The sequence below is a fragment of the Porphyromonas endodontalis genome (assembly GCF_052173515.1).
GTDB classification, from domain to species: domain Bacteria; phylum Bacteroidota; class Bacteroidia; order Bacteroidales; family Porphyromonadaceae; genus Porphyromonas; species Porphyromonas endodontalis_A.
Genome location: NZ_JBQMYL010000003.1, coordinates 129,010 through 151,796 on the forward strand (window position 1 = coordinate 129,010; position 22,787 = coordinate 151,796).

General features: G+C 49.2%; 17 protein-coding genes. 4 read left to right on the top strand and 13 right to left on the bottom strand.

The window, feature by feature from the left end; all coding sequences use genetic code 11:
* The first annotated feature begins 6 nt into the window (after window positions 1-6).
* The 4 genes from ACTTHR_RS02490 to ACTTHR_RS02505 are packed head-to-tail and all read left to right on the top strand — an operon-like array spanning window position 7 to window position 4,972.
* Window positions 7-1,149 carry an aminotransferase class V-fold PLP-dependent enzyme gene (locus ACTTHR_RS02490; RefSeq protein WP_442605066.1) on the top strand — a complete coding sequence of 381 codons (1,143 nt, stop codon included), beginning with the start codon at window positions 7-9 and terminating at the stop codon, window positions 1,147-1,149.
* A complete protein-coding gene (locus ACTTHR_RS02495; protein ID WP_442605067.1) occupies window positions 1,136-1,387 on the top strand; it encodes a DUF3343 domain-containing protein in 252 nt (83 codons plus the stop codon). The genes ACTTHR_RS02490 and ACTTHR_RS02495 overlap by 14 nt, the downstream gene beginning before the upstream one ends.
* Complete coding sequence (gene selD / locus ACTTHR_RS02500; RefSeq protein WP_442605068.1) at window positions 1,378-2,436, top strand: selenide, water dikinase SelD; 1,059 nt, start codon at window positions 1,378-1,380, stop codon at window positions 2,434-2,436. The genes ACTTHR_RS02495 and selD overlap by 10 nt, the downstream gene beginning before the upstream one ends.
* A gap of 13 nt (window positions 2,437-2,449) precedes the next feature.
* On the top strand, window positions 2,450-4,972 hold the full coding sequence (locus ACTTHR_RS02505; RefSeq protein ID WP_442605069.1) for a prolyl oligopeptidase family serine peptidase: 2,523 nt from the start codon (window positions 2,450-2,452) through the stop codon (window positions 4,970-4,972).
* Between the two features lie 128 nt (window positions 4,973-5,100).
* On the opposite strand, the gene ACTTHR_RS02510 is transcribed toward ACTTHR_RS02505, so the two are convergent.
* From ACTTHR_RS02510 to ACTTHR_RS02570, 13 genes are all read right to left on the bottom strand, one after another.
* Window positions 5,101-5,847 (bottom strand): 2-phosphosulfolactate phosphatase, encoded by a 747-nt coding sequence (locus ACTTHR_RS02510; protein WP_442605070.1) that lies wholly within the window; start codon window positions 5,845-5,847, stop codon window positions 5,101-5,103.
* A 4-nt stretch (window positions 5,848-5,851) separates the two neighbouring features.
* A complete protein-coding gene (locus ACTTHR_RS02515) occupies window positions 5,852-6,328 on the bottom strand; it encodes a hypothetical protein (protein WP_442605071.1) in 477 nt (158 codons plus the stop codon).
* Between the two features lie 79 nt (window positions 6,329-6,407).
* Window positions 6,408-7,496, bottom strand: coding sequence for a glycine cleavage system aminomethyltransferase GcvT (gcvT, locus tag ACTTHR_RS02520; RefSeq protein WP_304284872.1), 1,089 nt, complete (start codon window positions 7,494-7,496; stop codon window positions 6,408-6,410).
* A 534-nt stretch (window positions 7,497-8,030) separates the two neighbouring features.
* A complete protein-coding gene (gene lptB, locus ACTTHR_RS02525) occupies window positions 8,031-8,771 on the bottom strand; it encodes an LPS export ABC transporter ATP-binding protein (RefSeq protein ID WP_304284873.1) in 741 nt (246 codons plus the stop codon).
* Between the two features lie 12 nt (window positions 8,772-8,783).
* Entirely contained in the window at window positions 8,784-9,086 is a 303-nt protein-coding gene (locus ACTTHR_RS02530) for a Dabb family protein (protein ID WP_442605072.1), read from the bottom strand.
* Between the two features lie 55 nt (window positions 9,087-9,141).
* The gene (serB, locus tag ACTTHR_RS02535; RefSeq protein WP_040580630.1) at window positions 9,142-10,389 is read right to left on the bottom strand and encodes a phosphoserine phosphatase SerB; all 1,248 of its coding nucleotides are present in this window, start codon (window positions 10,387-10,389) and stop codon (window positions 9,142-9,144) included.
* Window positions 10,390-10,568: 179 nt separating this feature from the next.
* Window positions 10,569-11,516 carry a helix-turn-helix transcriptional regulator gene (locus ACTTHR_RS02540; RefSeq protein WP_442605073.1) on the bottom strand — a complete coding sequence of 316 codons (948 nt, stop codon included), beginning with the start codon at window positions 11,514-11,516 and terminating at the stop codon, window positions 10,569-10,571.
* Between the two features lie 283 nt (window positions 11,517-11,799).
* Window positions 11,800-13,080 carry a serine hydroxymethyltransferase gene (glyA, locus tag ACTTHR_RS02545; protein ID WP_304284877.1) on the bottom strand — a complete coding sequence of 427 codons (1,281 nt, stop codon included), beginning with the start codon at window positions 13,078-13,080 and terminating at the stop codon, window positions 11,800-11,802.
* Window positions 13,081-13,420: 340 nt separating this feature from the next.
* Complete coding sequence (locus ACTTHR_RS02550) at window positions 13,421-15,388, bottom strand: hypothetical protein (RefSeq protein WP_442605074.1); 1,968 nt, start codon at window positions 15,386-15,388, stop codon at window positions 13,421-13,423.
* Between the two features lie 322 nt (window positions 15,389-15,710).
* Window positions 15,711-16,676, bottom strand: a complete 966-nt coding sequence (locus ACTTHR_RS02555) for a hypothetical protein (RefSeq protein ID WP_442605075.1) — start codon at window positions 16,674-16,676, stop codon at window positions 15,711-15,713.
* Window positions 16,677-16,712: 36 nt separating this feature from the next.
* Entirely contained in the window at window positions 16,713-18,344 is a 1,632-nt protein-coding gene (locus tag ACTTHR_RS02560; protein ID WP_442605076.1) for a hypothetical protein, read from the bottom strand.
* Window positions 18,345-18,380: 36 nt separating this feature from the next.
* Entirely contained in the window at window positions 18,381-21,059 is a 2,679-nt protein-coding gene (locus tag ACTTHR_RS02565; protein ID WP_442605077.1) for a trypsin-like serine peptidase, read from the bottom strand.
* Window positions 21,060-21,366: 307 nt separating this feature from the next.
* A complete protein-coding gene (locus ACTTHR_RS02570) occupies window positions 21,367-22,764 on the bottom strand; it encodes a RagB/SusD family nutrient uptake outer membrane protein (protein ID WP_442605078.1) in 1,398 nt (465 codons plus the stop codon).
* Between the last annotated feature and the right edge of the window lie 23 nt (window positions 22,765-22,787).

Genomic DNA, 22,787 nt, shown 5'->3' on the forward strand with positions numbered 1-22,787 from the left:
CTGTTTATGTCCCAAAACTCCCTACATTACTTCGATTGTGGTACTACCTCATGGCCCAAGAGTCCCGAGCTACAAGAGGTATTGGCCCATTACTACGAACACCCCATCGGCAGTTATGGTAGGAGCACAGACCCCGCAACTCTGCATGCCACAGCTGCCATCGAGAAGCTACGGGATCACCTTGCCGTACTACTAGGCGGGGTAGATCCTACGCATATCGTTTTCAATAGCGGAGCTACAGAGTCCATCAATACCATCCTCAGCAGTCTTCAGCTGGAGGGGCGTACCCTTTGGATTTCTCCTCTGGAGCATAATGCCGTAATGCGCCCCCTCACACGCCTCAAGACGCGCTACGGATTCAATCTGCGCATAATGCCCTCTGCCCCCGATGGACGCATTGATATAGAGAGGTTGCGTAGAGAAGCTCGCCCGGGTACGGCACTAGCAATTGTCAATGCCGAGAGCAATGTAAACGGAGTAATACAACCCCTCGAAGAGATAGCCCAAGTGATAGGGGGTGAATTGGGCATTCCCCTACTCATCGATACGGCACAATACTTAGGATTTAGCCAAATACCCCAAAGGATCGAGTTTGACTATATCGTATTTTCCGGGCATAAAGGGTTACTTGGTCCCACAGGGACGGGCGGATTTTACATCCGTAATCCGCGAAGTATTGAGCCTCTCATCGTCGGGGGTAACGGGATACATAGCGAAAATTACACCGATACTCCTCTCGAGATGCCCGAGAGATTTTCGGCAGGTACCCCCAATATGCTGGGGCTTGCTGCCCTTGCCGCCGCCGTGGAGCACCCTGTGGCGTGGAACACCTCACGCCAAGAGTGGAAAAATCTTTTCGATCAAATAGAGCGGAACCCCGATGTGCGCCTCCTCCGCTCCCTCGATCTTACGCACCAAGGCCCCCTATTCTCGCTCGTCCATCAGACAAAACGAGCCGATGAGATAGCGAATGCCTTACGATACGATCATGAGATAATTGTACGAGACGGGTTGCATTGTGCTCCACTTGCCCACCAAACCCTAGGCACTCTAGCCCAGGGTGGTAGTGTACGCATAGGCTTCTCGCCCTTCCATACGAACCAAGATCTCGAGCTACTAGCCCATGCTTTAGACGATGTACTCAGATAGTGCCCTCATCCTATTTAGCTCTACGCGGCTATTTATCCGAGCACTCATGCTTTGTGAGTCGGCACGTCTGTCTGTGCGGGCACTCTCCGTACCCGATGCTATTACTTCAGGCTGTGGGATGTGCCTTGGGCTCACCCAAGACGCGATAGATCCTGCCTGCCAACTGCTCCAAAAAGAGGGCATCGCAGGACGACTTTTCTCCACTCATCCCTATTATCTTATCAAGCAATGGAACTAGTACCACCACCTTTAATCGACCTGCTTGAGGGACAGGAGCAAGGGGGATGCTCCGCCAAACTCGATCCCAAAGAGCTGCACAAAATACTTGCAGACCTACCTGTTCCTCACTCCGATCGGCTCCTTGTGGGAACCGATACCAGCGACGATGCCGGAGTATATCAGCTCAACGAAAACGAAGCGCTTATCGTCACGACCGACTTCTTCCCCCCCGTAGCAAGTGACCCCTACACCTTTGGACGGATATCGGCTACCAACGCACTGAGCGACGTCTACGCCATGGGAGGCTCTCCTCTCCTCTGCCTCAATATCGTCCTCTTCCCCTCCACCCAAATGCCTTTGAAGGTACTTCGTGAGATACTGCGAGGGGGACAATCGGCAGCAGACGAGGCCGGTGCGCTCATTGTGGGAGGGCATACAATAGAAGACTCTCCCGTAAAGTATGGTATGGCGGTAGTGGGGCGAGTACACCCCCGGCAAGTGATTACGAACAAGGGGGTCAAGCCCGGCGATGCCCTCATTCTCACCAAACCTCTAGGGACAGGGATACTGATTGCGGCTCACCGCTTAGGGATGGCACGCGAAGAAGACTACCAAGAAGCTCTCCTCTCTATGCAACGACTCAACCGCTATGCTGCTGAGCAAATGACCCAAGTCTCCACCCATGCAGCGACCGATATTACCGGCTTTGGATTGGTAGGGCACGCTATGCAAATGGCACTCGCATCGGCCGTAGAACTTCATTTCGAATCCTCCGCCATACCTTCACTGCCCGGCGTGCGCGATCTACTGCACGAGGGGTGTATCCCCGGTGGAGCACTGCGCAATAGACGCTACGTAGAAGAGCATCTCCACACCCATGCTTCGCCGGAGGAGACCTTGCTCCTATGTGATGCTCAAACCTCGGGAGGGCTCCTTATTGCACTCCCCGAAGAGGAAGCCCCCGACCTCCTCCGCCGACTCCAAGACAACCCCAATACAGCTCAATCTGCCCTTATCGGTGTTGCATCACCTGCCTCACCCAATGGCTCCGTTCTCACTATTTGGTAATCTAAGAAAAGCTATGCAAATCAAACAACTTATCCTTTTATTAGGGGCATCGATGCTCTCCATTGCGAGCTTTGCCCAAGAGAAAAAAGGGGTAGAATCCCCTATCCTCTCTCTCCAGCAAAAGGCTGCAATTGCACTGCCTCACAGCTTTGGACTCACGGATACAACAGCCCAAACGGCTACAGAGCCACTCCTCAACGCTTCGGCTCTAGCCCCCTCTTCTTCCGTTACGCTCCCCATCGTCAAAGCCGATGCCAAGGGATGGTTTGCCCTCAACGAGGCAAAACCCAAAGTACGTACACTCCAGATCTATACAGCACAGCTCTCTTGTACGAATTTCTCTAAGAGCACCCTCCGCCTTTATGGCACTCGCCCTACAGCAATCTATTTGGATGGGGTATTGTTGGATAAAGCCCTAAAGGGAGCAGCCACAGACACAGCCGCTCTGATTACCGCCCCCCTATCTCTCATCCCAGGGAGCCATCAATTGGAGATACGCTGCCTCTCCCAGCCCTCGGATAGTGCTCGACAAGCCTTCCGTCTCACCCTAGAGCAGCCCTCTGAGTCTACCCCCATCGAGACGAATATACAGCAGAAGAAATTGCTCTCTCTTGCCCATATGATGTCTGGGAATAGTCTCTCCAGGGTACGCCTCTCCCCCTCGGGTAAGTATGCCCTTGTGATCTACTACTCACAGCGTGAGCGCAAAACAGAGTATTTTGGACGCCTGATGCATGCCGATGGTCGCCTCATCCGCGAAAGCAAAGAACTAGTTTATGCCAATTGGCTCCCCGAAAGCGACCAACTCCACTTCGTACGCACCGAAGGGAGCAAACGCCTACTCGTAGTGCAATCGCCCGAGGGAGCTAGCGAAAAGATACTCCTCAGAGATTTACCTCAAGGGGAATATCGTTTCTCTCCCGACGCTAAAACGCTCTATCTTGCCAAAGAGGTAAAAGGCGATGCTAAGGACGAAAAAGTAATACGCATGCGAGACCCCAACGACCGTATGCCCTCATGGCGAGACGCTATCCAATGGATTGCCATAGACCTCGCCACGGGAGTACAATCTCCGCTCACCTCAGGGAAAGAGAATATCGGGCTACTCGATATTGCCCCTTCGGGTAAACTGCTCTTTGCTCGCTACACAACGGATTGGACAAAGCAACCCTACGACTTTAGCGACCTATACCAATTCGATCCGGCAACGGGCAAGGTAGACACGTTGCTCCGTAGGTTTGTGGATCTGCACGAGGCACGCTACGTACCCGGGCACCCCGACTATCTACTCATCCGTAGCTCCCCCAATGCATTCGACGGCGTAGGTAAGGAACTCCCCAAAGAGCAGGTGGCCAATAGCTTCGAAGGCGAGATATTCATTTACTCCCTATCTAGCGGAAAGGTACAAACCCCTACCCTACACTTTGATCCCTCCGCAGAGGGAGGATCCTTTGACAAAGAGGGCAACTACTACTTTATTGCAGAGAATGGTTCTCGCCGTCATATCTATCGTTTGGATATGAAGAAAGTGGCCGTACAGACGCTACCCGTGGCAGAAGACTATGTGACGAACCTATCAGTTGCCTACAATACGGGCGATTATTGGTACTTCGGGCAGAGTGCAACTACGGCCGATGCCCTCTATGCCGTCTACAAGGGTAAAGCACGAAAGATTTGGGACCTTGACGCAGAAAAGATGGCAGATTATGAGCGTCCTATCATCAAAGAATTCGTCTATACCACTCCCGAAGGTACTCCTATCGAAGGCTGGTACTACCTCCCTCCCAACTTCGACCCCTCGAAGAAATACCCCATGCTCATCTACTACTATGGGGGGACTTCTCCCATATCTCGCCGATTAGAGGGAACCTATTCGCTTGCCATGTATGCAGCACAAGGGTATGTGGTTTACACCCTCAATCCGAGTGGTACTACGGGCTATGGACAAGAGTTCTCAGCACGTCACCTCAACGCCTGGGGCGAACCTACCGCTACCGAAATCATTGCAGCCACCAAAGAGTTTTGCCAAAAACATCCCTTTGTAGATGCTAAAAAGATCGGTTGCTTTGGTGCGAGCTACGGAGGCTTTATGACCCAATACCTACAAACTAAGGGAGATACTTTTGCAGCAGCGGTAAGCCATGCCGGCATCAGCAGTATCAGTAACTATTGGGGTAGCGGCTACTGGGGTGTCGGTTACAACGCAACTGCCGCGGAGGGGAACTATCCTTGGACTCGCAAAGATATTTACGTGGACCGAAGCCCGCTCTTCAATGCCGACAAAATCCACACCCCCCTACTTTTGCTCCATGGCGATAGCGATACCAACGTACCCACCAGCGAGAGTGTGAACCTCTACAATGCTCTAAAGGTACTCGGTCGGGAGGTAGAGCTCATCGAATTTACGGGGCAAGATCACTTCATCCTCGAACCCGAACGCCGCGAGAAATGGACGGCCAGCATACAAGCTTGGTTCGCACGTTTCCTCAAAGACGATGCCTCTTGGTGGCATCAGCTCTACGACGAAAAGAAATAACACGGCTGTGCGATAGAAAGTTTTTCTAAGGCAATAGATAAGAAAAATCCTCTCTCTATGGCGAGAAACCATAGGGGGAGGATTTCTTTTTAGTACTCAGAGGGGATTTCGAGGGAGCTATTATTCCCCTATTGTAGTGGTAGTAGCGTTTGCCTCTCTAGGTCGAAAAGAGGGAGTATGGGATAGCGATCTTGCTCCAGACAAACGGCAATGGTGGGGAGATAACCGAGTTGCTCCAAACGAGCGTAGTGCTCTACTCGGTTGATAAAAGAGAGGAGATCATCCTTATATTTTTGGAAAGAAATCTCCGCCATCAGTAGGGCATCGTTGATTCCCTTTGCATCTACATTTCGCTCCCCGATATGGTGCAGTAAGGCTCCGGAAAAGAGACAATCTTCGCCGGCAAGCTGCCCCTTCCATCCGGCAGCGACCACGAGTACGCTCTTGAATTTCTCACGAAGGATATAATCGGAGAGGCAAGAGATGTTGCCAAAAGTCCCCACAGCAATATGCTTTGCCCCAGCCTCTTGGGCAAGGTGAAGAGCTCGGGTGCCGTTGGTGGTGGTGAGGACAACTCGTTTGCCCTCTACCCTATCTCGAGTGTATTCTTCGGGGTCATTGCCTAGAGTTGCCCCCTCTACACGCCGTGCATTGCGCTCGGCAGCCACGAGGTAATCAGGGTCGTTTTGGTGTTGTAAACTCTCCTCTATCGTAGCTACCGGTCGCACCTCTATGGCTCCGTGATAGAGGGCAGATAAGATAGTGGCCGAGGCTCGGAATACATCCGTTATCACCACAAGGGTAGTATCCCAATCTTGCTGAGCATAGCAGCCAATAAGGTCAGGAGAGGGGCAGAGTTGTAGTGTTAGATCCATGGCATTAGTCCTCTTTTGGGGAGGTTGTATCCCCCTCTTCTGTAGTCTCCGTATGGTGTGTATCCTCAGGATAGATGCGCTCGAATATCTCGGTTATCTCGTCTACAAAATCTTTCCCCTCGGCTAGTTTGAGATAGTCCGTTCCCCCGGGCTTGGTCAATTTTACCTCTTTGGTGTGAGGGAGATAGGTGACCTCTACAAGGTCGGTAAACTTGCATACGACGTGAGGTTTACGCCCATAGTCATTACCGGCATAGAGCAGATACGTCTTTTCATCTATGTAGTAATAGGTATCGTGCCGGAGGTAAAGCACCACCCCAATTGGGATGAGCAATGCAGGCGGGATCAGCGTCCACAGGGGAGCCGTAGTACTATGAAAGATAACGATAATAAAGGCTATCATGGCGAGGGCATAGAGTATTGCCACGAGATAAGCCGACCTAGCACTGCGTAAACTATGGCGTAAATAGTACTTTTTCATAGACTAAAAACAAGGGTCTCCCCACCCGAAAATGAGAAGACCCTCTAGAACTATTATTGCATCAAGATTAAGCTCCGAATTATTTACGGAAAGGTGCTTGTACAACTTCTGCCTTGAGCTTGCGACCCCGTACCACGATGGCAATAGGAGTACCAACCTTGGCATATTCTTTGGCTACATAGCCCATCCCGATACCCTTTTTGAGGCAAGGAGACATCGTACCCGAGGTAACCTCCCCGATAATTTCGCCGGCTTCGTTGGCAATTTCGTAGTGCTGACGGGGTACGCCCTTGTCTTGGAGCTCGAAGCTAACGAGCTTGCGTGTAAGCCCACCGGCCTTTTGCTCTTCGAGGAGCTTGCGACCAATCATCTCTTCTTTCCCCTCTACAAGTTTGGTAATCCAGCCAAGACCGGCTTCGATGGGAGAGTGTGTATCATCAATATCATGACCATAGAGACAGAAAGACATCTCTAGGCGGAGTGTATCGCGGCAACCAAGACCTGCGGGCATAATCCCCTCGGGCTTTCCTGCTTCGAAGAGAGCGTTCCAGATTTTCTCTGCGTACTCGGGGAAGAAATAGAGCTCAAAACCACCGGCACCTGTGTAGCCCGTAGCCGAAATAATCACGTTGGGACATCCGGCAAACTCACCCACCTTGAAGGTATAGTAGGAGATCTCAGAGAGATTGATGTTGGTAAGGCGTTGCATTACTTCGGTAGCCTTGGGTCCCTGCACCGCTAGCTGTGCGATGTTGTCCGAAGCATTTTCCAATTCTGCCCCCATGGTATTGTGCTTTTGGCACCAAGCCCAGTCTTTTTCCACATTAGCGGCATTGGGTACCATCATGTACTTTTCTTCCTCGTAACGATAGAGGAGGAAATCGTCTACAATCCCCCCTTCTTCTGTGGGGAAACAGCAGTATTGTACTTGACCTACAGCAAGTTTGGAAGCATCGTTGCTCGATACTTTTTGGAGGAATGCCAAAGCATTGGGACCTTTTACCCAAAACTCGCCCATGTGCGAAACGTCGAATACCCCTACGTTATTCACAACATTAAGGTGTTCTTCGATAATGCCATTGTACTCGATAGGCATATTATAGCCGGCAAATTCTGCCATCTTAGCACCGAGTGCAATGTGCAGGTCGGTAAATGGAGTCGTCTTCATACGTATGATATTGTATCTAATTTATTTTTTGTCCTAACGACAAAGATAGCGAATTATTACCGTCCGATAAAGAAGTTCCCCCTCCGCTCAGCTCTAAAAAACTAAGCGAAGGGGGAATAAGAGAGGGCACTAAGGAGCAAAGAACTCAAAAGACTAAAGGAGCATCTTCCTAAGGAAGACCCTCCTACCCCGACTATGGGTTAAGGCCTTGGTTACTCGGGTATCTGTACCCCCCTGAGGGATATACCATCGAGGGTTCGAACTCTCACGCTCTCCCTAGTGCCTTTCGTTATTTAGACGGCCCCCTTAGGCAGAAGTTTAATCAACTCTCCTTCCCTTACATCTCATACCGCGTATATAAGACACATCTAAGGGATTGGGGACTCCGTCCAAAACACTATCTGAATCAATCACGCCGCGAAGATAAGCCAAGCTATTGGTACGCAGCAATATTTTTTTCTATCTAGCTATTTAGATTATCGATAGACAGAATTTTTATTCCTGATTACCAGAAATATAGGAACAAAAATAGGGCTAAGAAAATTGTTTGCGACGAAGGAGAAAATCTCTTCCGAGGTACTTCTCTCGCACAATCTCGTTCTCTGCCAACTCCTCCGGCGTACCTTGGAAAAGCACCTTACCCTCAAAAAGAAGGTAGGCTCTATCGGTAATTGAGAGGGTTTCATTCACATTATGATCCGTAATAAGGATACCAATGTTGCGCTCTTTGAGGTGGGCTACAATGTATTGGATGTCTTGTACGGCAATGGGATCGACGCCGGCAAAAGGTTCATCGAGCATAATAAAGCGCGGATTAATGGCCAAACAGCGAGCAATCTCCACACGCCTACGCTCCCCTCCGGATAGCCGATTCCCCTGATTCCGACGCACCTTCTCCAGCCTAAACTCCTTGATAAGTCGCTCCAAGCTCTCGGCCTGCTCCTCTCGCGACTGGGGGGTCATCTCTAGTACCGTGCGGAGGTTGTCTTCCACCGTCATTTTGCGAAATACACTGTCCTCCTGGGCTAAGTATCCGATGCCTAAGCGTGCTCGCTTATATACCGGATAGTCTGTAATATCAACGTCATCGAGGATAATACGCCCCTCATTAGGCACAACAAGCCCCACGGTCATGTAAAAGGTGGTAGTCTTACCTGCGCCATTAGGTCCCAAAAGCCCCACAATCTCGCCTTGGTTGATCTCTACAGATACATGATTGACAACGGTACGGCTACGATAACGCTTGATAAGATTATCGGTTCGGAGAGTGCTCATCGGGATTTTCTTTTAAATCTCAAAATCGACACACGCACGCCCTTTTTTGTATGGAGCGATGAGCTCTTTTACCACACTCTGATGCTCCGGATGCTCGGCATAGAGGGGTAGATCTTGCCAAGTATCTAGGTCAGCTTCTAGGATAAAGCCCACAGCTTCGGCAGGGTTTTCGTTGGGATGTACACGCATGGCCTTGAGGGCAGGGATCCTAGCGGGGAGAGCCTCCAAAGCTACTTTTATTTTCTGAAGATGGGATTGAGCAGCAGCGGGCGAATCAAAGCCCCCTAGAGTAAAGGTAACGAGGTGACGTACCATTGTACTAGTGAATAATCAAGAAGAATTTATTTAACTAACAGAGGAAAAACCACCCTTAGATAATCTGATGATTGATGAGCGTCTCGTCGAACATGGAGTCTTTGTACCCCAAGAAGTAAAGGATACCATCGAGCCCCACAAACGAGATACTCTGCCGTGCGGTTGCCTTCACCTTGGGTTTGGCGTGGAAGGCAATACCCAGCCCTGCCTCTCGCAGCATAAGGAGGTCGTTGGCTCCATCCCCTACGGCTACGGTCTGTTGTAGGTCTACCTTCTCTACTTGGGCAATCAATTTTAGCAATTCAGCCTTGCGATGAGCATCTACGATCTCGCCCACATATCGCCCTGTGAGCTTGCCATCTTCGCCCACTTCCAGCTGATTGGCATACACGTAATCTATCCCAAATTTTTTCTGGAGATAGTGACCGAAGTAGGTAAACCCTCCCGACAAGATGGCAATTTTATAGCCCATGAACTTAAGCACTTTCATGAGACGATCGATACCCTCTGTCATAGGGAGATTCTCTGCAATCTCCTGCATTACAGACACATCCAAGCCCTTAAGTAGAGCCACTCGCTCGGTAAAGCTCTCACGAAAATCAATCTCGCCACGCATGGCGCGCTCGGTTATTTCCTTTACTTTGTCGCCCACACCGGCTTTGATGGCCAGCTCGTCTATCACCTCAGTTTGAATAAGTGTTGAGTCCATATCGAAGCAGATGAGACGACGCATCCGGCGAAACATCGACTCTCTCTGGAAGGAGATATCCATATTGAGATCAGCCGAAATGCGCAAAAGAGACTCCTTAAGGGTATCTAGATCGTTAGGTGTACCTCGCATTGAGAACTCGATACTTGCCATAGGAGCTCGGGCGTCTTTCTCTAGAGGAATACGCCCTGTAAGGCGACGGATATTGTCGATATTAAGCCCTTGGCTGGCAGCCTCTTCTGTAAGAGCAGCAAGCATCTCAGCGGTAATCTTGTGGGCTACCACTGTGATGATGTAGCGGTTCTTACCTTGAGCTTCTACCCAATGCGTATAATTTTCGTTGGTAATGGGAGAGAAGCGAATAGAGACGCCCATCTCGTAACTACGGAACAAAAGATCTTTGAGGATCTTTCCGGAAGCCTCCTCTGTCGTCTGGAAGAGGATTCCCAGATTAAGGTTACTGTGGATGTCCGCCTGACCAATATCGAGGATAAAGGCATCGTGCTCCGCGAGGATTTGCATGAGCGAAGCGGTTACGCCGGGGCGATCAGTTCCCTGGATTGTAGCTAGTAGAAGCTTATTTTTGTTTTGCATCATATCGTAGTTATTAGCTACTTCAGATTTATTTTCAGTGCGAGAATCGTGATAACAAAGATAACAACTCTCCCCGATTGTTGGCTACATAATGCAACAATCCATGCTCGTTAGCCTTTAATTCTTTGCTCCGGCTCGCACACCTCACCCCTCTACCATGAAACAGGGGAAGAGCAAAACTATAGCTTCTGCCCACTAATCTTCATCGGGGTGGCATTGAGCATTTTCTTACAGAAAGCGCAAAGATAACTCACCGAAGAGAAGTGATATTTCTTTGCCACCTCGGCAAGGGTCAATTCCTTTGCGACGAGATCTCGGTAGATATAGACAGCCTTTTGTTTATGCATCCACTGGAGAGGGGGGCAATTGAACTCCTCTTTGAACGTACGCTTAAAGGTCGATAGCGACATCCCAAGTATCTGAGCCAATTCCTCCACGTTGCGGCAATCAAGATGGTGTCGATAGACAAAAGCTCGGAATCCCACGTTACGACAATGGAAGTTATCAAGGAAAGTATCTACCTCTTGTCGGTTGTAGAAGTTACGCAAAATATAGAAGTACTCGCGCAACTTGTACTCATAAAGAGAGAGCGTAGTACAGCCCTTTCTAATGTAGGAAGCGACTGTTTGACACCAACTATCGGTGGGATGATTGACCTGTAGATAGGCAGTGCCCGAAACGAGTTGGGTATCTGAGTCCACCGAACGACGGTGATGATCCAAATCTACACCACAAAGCTCTTTATTGGGGCAACGCCCTGCACAAAGTTGGATACTAGGGAGGAAACGGAAAATCAAAAACGAGCTCTCCTTTGCCAATGTATGCAAAGAAAGGTTCGTAAAATAGGGAAGAAAGAGCATATGATCTTGACGCAATACTCTATCAAGATAGGGAGCCTCTCTCACTACAAGATCCCCATCAAGAGGCATCACAATAGCGTACTCATCCTCAGTCTCTAAGGGGCGAGGCGCATCGTGCGTAAGCGATACAATAGCAGGGGGCTTCCGTAGCGAAGACGCCACAGCCGCCGAGTATTGCAACGGATGGTCAGCGAAGAGTACATCTGTTTCGATATCTATCGAAGAGAAGGAAACTTCAGGTTTAGTTTTCGAATCGTGGTGCTTCATTTACATTCTCATTAACGAATGCGAAGATAATTATTTTGGGGCGGTTTTGATTCCACTTCATCAAGGGAATTTCGATATTTAACTACTATTATTCTCTCAAAGACTTTTATAAGGAATTAGAAAGGAGGTCGAAAGTGGTTTTTCATAGGTAAAGCAGGAGGGAATCGTAGGTTCATTTCGTTCCATTTCTACCATACAGAGCAGCAAGAGAATCTATATGAAAATCCCCTCTCCACTGCCACTGAGCAGCCAGAGAGGGGATCCTATTTAACAAATAGTGGAATTACCAAGCGAAGATAGGATACTCGCGCATCATGTTGTTTACTTCGGCACGAACGGCAGCGATTACAGCATCATTTTCCGGGTCACGAAGTACGCGGTCGATAAGCTCAACGATGAGGGGCATCTTGTCTTCTTTCACGCCACGAGTAGTAATAGCAGGAGTACCCACGCGGAAGCCCGAAGTCTGGAATGCAGAGCGGCTATCGAAGGGAACCATGTTCTTATTCACTGTAATATCAGCAGCTACGAGAGCCTTCTCTGCTACCTTACCCGTAAGATCGGGATACTTGGTGCGGAGGTCAATAAGCATTGAGTGGTTGTCCGTACCACCAGAGATTACGTTGTAACCACAATCCATAAAGGCCTTAGCAATGGTAGCTGCATTGAGCTTTACCTGCTCTTGATATACCTTGAATGAGGGGTCGAGAGCTTCGCCAAAAGCAACAGCCTTAGCAGCAATAACATGCTCAAGCGGACCACCTTGTACTCCGGGGAATACGGCAGAGTCGAGCAATTGAGACATCTTCTTGATCTCGCCCTTAGGTGTTTTCTTACCCCAAGGATTCTCAAAGTCTTTACCCAAAAGGATGATACCTCCACGAGGACCACGGAGTGTCTTGTGCGTTGTAGAGGTTACGATATGAGCATATTTTACAGGGTTTTTGAGAAGACCGGCAGCGATAAGCCCGGCAGGGTGAGCCATATCCACCATGAAGATAGCCCCTACTTCGTCGGCAATCTTACGCATGCGTTCGTAGTCCCACTCGCGAGAGTAAGCCGAACCACCGGCGATAAGGAGCTTGGGCTTGTGCTGACGAGCGAGTTGCTCCATCTCATCGTAGTCTACCATACCGGTCTCGCGGCTGAGGTTGTAGCCCACGGGCTTATAGAGGATACCTGAGCTATTAACAAGAGAACCGTGAGAAAGGTGACCACCATGATCGAGGTTAAGTCCCATAAAGGTGTCGCCAGCCTCTAGACAAGCGAGGAGAACGGCCATGTTGGCTTGTGCTCCTGAGTGAGGTTGTACGTTTGCCCACTCTGCATCAAAGAGTTGCTTGATGCGATCAATGGCGATTTGCTCACTTTTGTCTACTACTTCGCAACCACCATAGTAACGCTTACCGGGATACCCTTCGGCATACTTATTGGTCATGCAGCTACCCATAGCCTGCATTACCTGTTCGCTTACGAAGTTCTCAGAGGCAATAAGCTCAATGCCTTTCATTTGGCGCTGATGCTCTTCCTCGATGAGGCTGAAGATGATGTTGTCTTTGTTCATATCTAGAGATGATTTAGTAATTATCTAAACACTCCCGCAAAGGTAGCTTATTATCGTGATATAATGCCCTATTCATGGGGGAAGAAAATCCAGCAAAGGGGCGTCCCTCCTCCCCAAAACAACGTCCTGATGCCATGGGGGCTATCCGATCCCCACCCCTCCTCTCAACCGCCTCTCCCCTCCCCTTTTTGGACATAGGGTAGAAATGCAAAAAAAGACAGCCAAAAAGAGAGTCTCTTTCTGATAGAAAAAAGTTTGATTACAGGGTAGAAAATTTCAAAGTGCAGGGCAGGAAAATTTCAGAAACCACGCAGAGGAGAAAAGGCACTCTCCCCACAGCCTATAATAGGGATAGCGAGAGGGCAAACTCGGTGGTCTGCGGTGTTGCTCGAGAGGTGCCCCTATTCGGCTGCATCAGCAGGGTAGTTACCACCTTTGCCTCAACAGCCCAATGCTCTCCTATACGCCAACGCGCATATCCAATGCCGGCAATACCTTTGCCATAAAAGGTACTAAGCAAATGGGTTGTACGCACATAGGGGGAATAGTAGATGCTTCGCTCATTGAACGAATCCGTTTGGTAAAAAACGCCCAATCCGCCGATGCGCAAATGCTCCGTGGGGGTATAATCGAGTTGCAACGAAGTAGAAAACCCTCTGTGCCAAGCCATACGCTTTGCATGGCGTATATGATTTCTCTTGACTTGTGCCCCTACGGTCGCTTTCCACTCGGGAGAGAGGGGCACAACCCCTCGCATATGCAAAGAATGCCGTTGCCCTTTGTTCTGCTCGTAGTGCATACGATATTGTGTATAAAGTAGGCATTGGGGCGAAAAAGCGTACCTCGCACGCACCCCAAGAAGTCCCCCACGAGAAAGCGCCTCCTCCCCCTTACGCACCACAAGAGAGCGGTAAGCATCCCAACTTAGTAACAAATCAAGTTGGTCTAAGAGGGGTAAATGCGCCGCCATGTAGCACCCCATCTCATTACCGGGGTAAGCGAAACGACTGGGAGCATTACCCAATGGAGCCATATAAGAGGAGGATAGATATCGACCCGAAAGCGTATAGTCTCCCCTATCAGGATCGCGGTACCTTACATAGGCAAGAGCCGCCTTCCCTCCTCGAGTAGAGAGTGCCATCTCCCCGGCACTAAGCCACTGCCCCGAGAGAGAAGTCATTCGATAATCCAAAGAAAAATGCTGTAGATAAGACAAGTCATTTGCCTCGCGGAGGTATCCATAGTGGGGTAATTGCTGCACGAGACGCCCGCTCCAATCCATACGGAGATAGTTAAAAGCCAAAGAGCCTTGTGCCGCACGAAAGGCAATCCGCCCACCCACAAGCCTCTCTCGCACTTGGTGACGATGCTTCCACTCCAGAGGGGTACGATGGTAGCCTGTTGTCGCCATGAGTTGTACCCTATTGTCGCCCTCATGGAATATTCCATCTCGCCTCCTATCCGAGTAAAAAAGAGAGAAACGTAGAGCAGAGGAGCCCAGTTCGGTAGCAACTCCTCGCAGGGTATTCTCCTCATCGGCAGAGAGAGCAGCCTGCACAGGAGAGGTGGGCAGGGGCATCCCCAAGCGCAACTCTGTACCTCTCATAAACCCTTGATAGGCTACCAACCCCAATCCCATCTTAAGGCGATAATCCCCTACAATGAGTTGGCGAAGAGCGTACTCTGGGAGCTGCAAGGAAAGATGGAAGCCGCCTCTATCGAGCAGGGGGTAACGTTGTTGCAGGATGGGTTCTCCACGTTGGCTCGCACCTAGTACTCCCAAAGAGAAGCGGTGGCGCACCTGATACCGTGCCCTAAGATCGAGCGAAAAAGGGTCGCCCAAAGTCTTGGATTTGGTGGTAAAATCGCCACGAGCTACGCCCAAAGAGAGCTGCCCCGAGAAGGATCCCTGCCCCAAAGAGCGCACAACTTGCGATGGATCTCGTACGGGGATTAGGGCGAGATAGGGCAAAACACGACGGAGGGTACGGATGTCCCATCCCGGGATTTGCTTCAATTCTCGGAGAGAGCGAAAGGCTCCTCCGCGATGCAGACGCGCCAACACGAATTGATGGGCTGCATAGGGTGTAAGAAGCCCCGTTGCTACAAGCTCCTCCTCGGTCACGCTATTTACATCAATACGCAAAGCCGGATCGCTCACAAATTCCCCCAATACTTCGCTTGCCTCTGCCTCGTCTAACGTGCCTTGCTCTAGCATTTGCTCCAAAAGGTCATCGCGGAGCTCTTCTGCATCCAACAGAGAATCCCTTGGGGTATAGCGCGTTGTGTCACTCTGACCCCACCCCATTAAAGGATCGAATAAGAGCAATATAAAGCAGCAAAAGGAGGAAAAAAACCGAAGGACTAAACGCCTCATATCAAAGAAATGCCCCACAAAAAGGACTTCAAAAGCAGGGAACAGGCTTGGGGATAAAAAGGAAGAGCTACCCGAGAGAGGCACTAAAATCATCCCTCGGGCAGCTAAGAAAGAGAATCTACTACCCTAGCATCAATCGAGCAAAAAGGGGCAATAAAGGATTCTTATCTCCCATAAAGCCGAACCTCACTCTCCCTCTCTTGAGAGCGTATTTCTCTCCAAGAGGGAGGGAGTGAGGCCCTACTTGTAACAATTACTGCTGAATCTTCTTAGTAAATACAATGTTGGGTTGGGTGAATTGATTGGCAGGATAGATCCGAACCATAGCCCAAAGATCTTGAGATTCGTTGTAGAACGTGCGTATAAGATTCGTCTCGTTATTAAGTTCGAACCCCCTTCCCTTGAGTTGGTTTGTTATGTTTTCGCTCTTGTTTAGCACGAAACTCACCGAGGTCAATATGATCTGCGAACACTTTTCTTCTCCCTCCGGGAAAAAGTAAAGCACCTCGTTGTTGAAAGCCACGTTATCCACCTTCACACGCAAAAACGAGGAAGAGAAGCTAACCGTCTGCCCTTTACCCTCAAAGTAGGCCTTCAGTTCGTCTTTGGTTTTCCCCACAGCATCAAAATAAATCTCGGGCATACGCACGTTGTTGTAGTCTATGTCATTTTGCACTCTTGCAAATAGAAACGTTACGCCCGGGGTTGTCTTTTTCACATGATTCGTAGTGGTACGGACCAACGCTGAGGCTATTTGTACGCTCTGACCATTGATGGTACGAGTTTGCAAATAGGCTGCCTCACACTCCCCCCTCTGCACGGGATTAGCCCACTCCGACCATCCTTTCGCTTTCAACAGTTCGTCTATCTTGGAGAGATCTTTCTTCAGAGTATCACCCTTAGTGCAGGGTTGATACACTTCTACAATCCTCTGGTTCTCTAGGCGATATACCGTTTGAGGGTAAACTTCGTCCCCTGTTGTGAAAACTAGCGTAGTGGCATCCGACTCCGCCATATTGTAGAGATGCCCCTGCTGTGCCTCAAACTTGATAATTTTGTTTACGCCCCCATCGAAATCGTAATCAATGATGGGAAGTTTGTATTCCGCCCTCTTCTCTATTGGAGGTAAAGGGATATTGCTGCGTCCTCCACAAGCACAAGCCAGCATCAAAAGTAGGGAGGCAACTCCCCATTGTAGCATTCTCTTATTCGCATTCATAATCTCTGTATCCTTATCTATATTACCTATTCTAAATTAGAGCAAGAGGCTCTTTTCTCCATAACAAACAACTACTCGTTGGTCCGGATCTACGAGAGTAACAGAGCCGTCTTGAGCCTTGGGGAAAGAGATGAGGAGGGAGCCATCAAGAGCATATACCTTGAGTTCGCAGCCCTTCATATCCGAGAAATAAATCGTGTTTGCCGTGCGCCATACCCTTGCTTCGCCTGTGGCAAGGTCGGTCGTGGCTGTATCTTCCATCGATTTAACCTCGATATTATCTACCTCTACCCCTGTAGAATAAGCGGCTGTGGATGCCCCTTTGTAAGCCACTGCAAGGAAATATTTTCCCTGGGGCGCATTCGGAGCCTTTACGGTGACCTTCTTTAGGGTTGCATAGTCGGCCTGCTTTTCGTAATTCATCTCGAAGATAGGATTACCCATTGTGCCGTCCGGTGCAATGAGATAGGCCATAAACGAAGTGGTCGTAAACAGAGCTTTCCCCTTGAGCATAGCAAAATCGAAAGAAACCTCAGGGATATGTTTCTCGGGATTATTCAAGCAAGGACTTACCAAATAGGCCATACCCAAGTCCCAAGGTGTGGACGAAATATCCATCGTTGCCACCATGTTGGTTGCATCAAACGACGAAGGAACGATTTTCCAATCCTCATATCCACCGGCAATAGAGGTAGACCAGCCTTTAGGAAGCCCCTCTGTTGCAAAAGTCTCTTTAAGCTCGGTAAGAGGAGCATCTGTGGGCAATCCGGCCACGGGGTTACCGCCCAATCCGCGCCCTTTGAGCTGTACTGATTCCTTGAGTTCGCCACTTGCAATCTCAATCTTAGCCTCGTGTACACCGGGCTTGAGGGGCTTAAATACAACACTAAGTTTGCCACCCTCTTTGGTCAGTGTACCTGTTACTGTAAAGGTCGCCTCGGAGGGGGCCGCTTGATCCAGCTTATAGGTCGGGATATTTTCAAGGTTAAGCCCTTTGACATTTATCTCTTTGGCATAAGACTCTTCGTTGGGAGAACAATCTTCGAAGATGATATTATTGGGCGTTACAACGAGCGTTGGATCGGGAGTGGGCTCTATGCGATTTTTTGCTTCTACCTTGATTTCGTCAATGTAGATACTTGGTGCAGCACCAAAGATCCCCATATCCTTCGTGTAAATCTTGAGGGCACAATTTTCGTCTCCGGCAGGCATCAGTATTTCAAGCACCTCGTAATCTTCTTCGTAGGTAGCTGTCACAGTCTCGTTCTCCGAGTCGTAGTCTTCCTTATCGAAGCGGAAGTAGATATACTTTGAGGTCTCAAAAGACTTTGCCTTTATCGTGATCTTGATCTCCTCTCCTGAGAAGTCCATAGGTTTAGTGATAAGCAAGGCTCCTTTATCACCATGGAAAAGAACGGCTCCACCGGCTTCGTACAAGTCCTTCGACTTAGAGAGGTCAAAGTCTTTGAGCGTTGCGTCGGCAGAGACCTTGAGATCTTCTGAGGGGGCATTGGCCGTGTTGTTAGTCCCCTTGGTAAACGAATCGAAAGTCTCGTGCAGTACGGTGGTCCACTTATCCGTTTCTTGCGCATTCGCTCTCAGAGAGAGAGCCTGCCATGCCACAAAGGCAAAAGCTAAAGCAGTAGAAAAAATGTAGCGGTGTTTCATAATCTTTCTTTGTTTTCAATTAAACCATTTATGCTTTTAATTTGAATGAACATGTAGCTTCTGCGAGCAAATGGAGCCTCCCTCTAGTACGATTTGGGCGAGGTATTGCCCCGGTGAGAGGATTATTCCACTCAATTGCTGCGGGGGTAAATCTCCCAACAAACGCCCCGATAGATCATAAAAAAGAACTCGCTCTACAGCTCCCGAATCCGGCAAATAGGGATGCCCACCTGCATCAATATAGAGACGGGGAGTGGGGTTGCCATCCACCAACGGCTGAGTATAAGAGGGTTTCTCGTCAGACAAAATCGCTTCTATCTTTAGCTTCGTTTCGTCTTGGCACTCCGGGGGGAGATCGAACCTATTCTGCTCGTCCCCTTTTTCCTGTGTTTGCCCTATTGACTGTCCATCATAGAGTATATTATAACCTGTAATAGAAGGGAATACGCTAGGATACTCTCCCCTATACACCTCTACGACTTTGCTTGTCAAACTCCTATCCGAGACCACAGTCTCTAGAGCCAAACTATGGGTCAGAGTCTTGTATTCGAAGAAGTTTTCTCCATTGAGAGAGGCGAGCATACTACGCCCCAACAGTCTACTCTCGTGGGTCATTGCAACGAAAGGTGCTTTCGTGTCCCCCCTAAATCGAAGCCCTACAAATAGGGGCTCAGTCTCCGTTAGTTCAAAAGGAGTGGTAAGAGCAACCTCCTGCAACTGCCCCAGTTGCTCAGGCAAAACGACCTTCTGCACATAGGTGCGATCCCCCTGCCTTATGTATAGGTAGGGAATAGCTTTGGCACTGATAGGGACAAAGCGAAGGGCGGTAATGTACTTGCCGCGCATCACTGCATTTCTTAATTGGTCTGCCCCATAGCGCACCCCTACGTAGAAGAAAGAGGCCGTCTCTATATCGCCCACCTTAATCAACTCTTCCGGGGTTATTCTTGCATTATACGACCAAACCTGCCTTAGTTGTGGCTTCTTCCAATGCACTTTGCCCTCCGCTAGAGCATCTATGGGAACTGAAATATGCCGACTCTGTGAGGAAAAATGAGTACCCACGGGGCGACTCTCACCATCCGTATAGAGGGCGGTGATGGAGATATAATGCGTGCCCTCTTGCTGGTAATCGAGGAGAGCGGTTTGCCTATCCTTGGGTATCGATAGTGCTTTTTGATTATCCACGTACAATACATAACCCTGTAGAGAGCCTAAATCCCCATCGGGAGCGACCCAGGAGGCATGCACCCCCTGCTGGCCCTGCCAGACCACAAAGTCGCGTACTCTAGCCCTATCCCCCAAGGGGTAATGCCCTGCAAGGGAGAGAAGATCTGAGTTCTCAGGGGCAAGCCATTGAGCCAAGCCCATACTCCCAAAGTGCGCTGCGAGTCTGCCGTAATAGTTGGTTCCCTCGGGTGCAGTACAGGCAGCTGTCCCACCCGTTAGGGTACCTACCAAATGGTGTTCTGCGTCAAATAAACCCGATCCACTAGAGCCTTTTTCTGTCACACCATGCCCATGCTTGGTAGCTGTGTAGGTTACATCGAGATGGGCATCCATTTGAGAGGATTCGTCCCATCTATCTACCCGAGGGGTGGCGGTATAAGTAGAAATCTTAGTAGCATCTCCCGAGGGGTGATGTATCCCGACACCCGAAGCAGGAACCGTAGAAGAGCGCGACCATCCACTAAAATAGAGATCATACGAGGGGGGAATCGCCTCCTTTAGCCGCAAGAAGAGAGCATCTGTTCCGCCCTTGAGCGAGCTAACCGCCAATTGCTCCGCCCCCACAAGGGATACTGCGTGTAGCGAGGCCGCACTCTCGTTGCCGCACTTCTCTTTTTCGTAATGGAAGTAAAAGATCCATTGCTCAAGGTCTTCTGCCGAAGCCTGCCTACCCTCACCGGGGATAGCACAATGCGCTGCCGTAATGAGGTAGGGGGCACCATCTTGCTTGCTATTATTAAGCAAAGTACCCGTACATACGGCTATATCATTACCTACTTTCGTCTGAATAAACGCTACACTCTTCTTCTCCTTTTGCCACGCCTCTCCCTCCTCGCAATTGATATTGACCATGCAAGAGCCGGAATTATCTTCGCCGGCATAGTCGTAACCATCCGCACGAAGCCCACGACCTCTAGGGAGACGGACGATATAGCCTAGGGATTCAACTTCCACCTTTGGGGCTTCTCCACAGGCGGAGGATTGGTACTCAAGGATAACCCTATCCCCCATTAGCATCTCCGTTGCAAAGTGCGCTCCCGATCGCTTGGGTGCCGAGACCTCTGTATAAGCCCCCAGCACCTCACTCCCTGTTGGAGTATAGAGAAACAATCGAGCACCCTGAGGGATCTCAAAAGAGGCGTAATATAAAGTAAGAGCTTTGGCTCCAGGTGCCGAAATCTCAAGTTGCCAAACCGATAAATCGGGGTTGTACTGCCAAAAGCTTGCCTCCTTATCTAGGGGTATAGTCTGCCCTATGTAAAAAACGCCATCTTGCCGGTTTTTCCATGAGAGAAGAGCCTCGGTATCCTGCCTATTAAGCTGCCTAAGGTTTACCTTTGCCCGTGTGGCTACCACGGATCCGACGCCCCTCGGCTGTCCACCGAACTGCTCCTGTGCCAATAGCCACCCATTACCAACTCCAAACAATGCAGAGAAAAACAAAAGACTCCGCACACAAAAGAAAAATACGCCTCTCTTATTCATCACATTTCCTAAGGCACCAAAAACACAAATTAAACAATAAAAGGGTGTGACTAAACGAGCCAAATCGATGCTCGACCCCTCTCAAATACTAATGCCTTTGTGTTATTTATTCAGAGGCAAATGTACTCTTTTTTCAAAAGAAAAACAAGAGAAAGAGAAGATTTAATTCAGGCTTGGAGAAAAAGAAATAGAGGTCTTGGAGCATAAAAAAGCCGTGCATCAATGTACAAAGACAATTGACACACGGCTCTAACTTTTGTTGAGATATCAAATGCTACCCCTCGCTCTCGAGAGGTAGCATATACTATTACTTAGGAAGATTGCTTGCCCAGTCGTCGTTTTGCTGCGTCATAAAACCGGCATTGATTTCACTAGCAGGGATGGGGAATACTGAGTTGTAAGGCTTAAAGTTTGCCTTACCTGCAATCGTTGCAGTAGCCTCGGTACGACGGAGGTCATAGAGACGATTTCCCTCTGTAAATAGCTCGCGTATACGCTCTTCTGCAATGAACTTGAGAAGGTCTTCTTTAGTAGAAGGCAGATCAGCCACTGCCGTGATGGCAGGGTTACGCTTCGCTGTATAGAGGAGAGCGGTCTGTGCTTCTGCCACATTACCAAGCTGGGCAGCAGCCTCGGCCTTGATGAGGTATACCTCAGATAGGCGGATAACGTGGATATTGCTCACAGCCTGAGCTGTAGGAGTTCCTTCGTATTTGAGGGTTCTTGATTTCGCTTCATCAAATAGCTTAGCACGATAGTCCCCTGCTGCAAACAGAGGTTGTATAAAAGTGAGATCAATCGTTCCCTTATAACTACCATAGAGCGTATTGAGAGCATTGGCACTAAGGTTGTCGTTATCACTCTTTACAATGGTGAAGACATCTTCGGGAACTGTAGCCACAGTCTGCCACATAGCGAGATAATCCTTCTCCTCTAGGTTCACCTTCTTATAAAGATCACTGGTAACCACTGCATCGGCTGCGGCCAAAGCCCCGGCATAGTCCCTCATATAGAGACGTACCTTTGCCTCAATAGCCTTGAGGTTGATCGGGTTGATAAAGAAGGGGCTAGTCTCCTGATTATCGTAGGTATACGCCTTATTGATAAGCTCTAGAATGTACTTATATGTATCCTCTAGGGTAGAACGCTCCACTTTTTGCTCCGGCTTTATAATCTCATCTTTTACAAGGACAAGACCCAAACCGGGAGCATGCTCAGCACTATAAGCTTTGCAGAAGATATTGGAAAGGTAGAAGTAGGTGGCAGCTTTGAGCCCGTAAAATTGCTGGAGGCAATTGGTAAGAGTCTGCTTTTCTTCATCAGAAGAGACCTTAGCCATCACATGATTGGCACCTTCTATCCCTCGGGTACAAGCTACAATAATCACATATCCAGATTGCCACATTTCCTCAAGGTCTCCTGTGTTTTCGTCAAACGTCCACCCATTCATATTAAGGAAGTGTCCTGTGGAAGCACTTGCATTGGCAATATCGCCGCAGAAGTCTCCTGTGGCTACATAGTTACGCCCCATAAAGCGATGCCCACCAAACTGCTGCATAGCTCCATGGAGTGCATTGGTTACATCTTGCACTGTTTCCATAGGTTTATCACCATCGGTATTGTGCGTGAGGGGTACATCCATATTGCAACCTGTAAACAAAAGAGCTGCGATAACCCCTATAAATGAAACAAATATCTTTTTCATAATGATCTGTCTATTATATTATG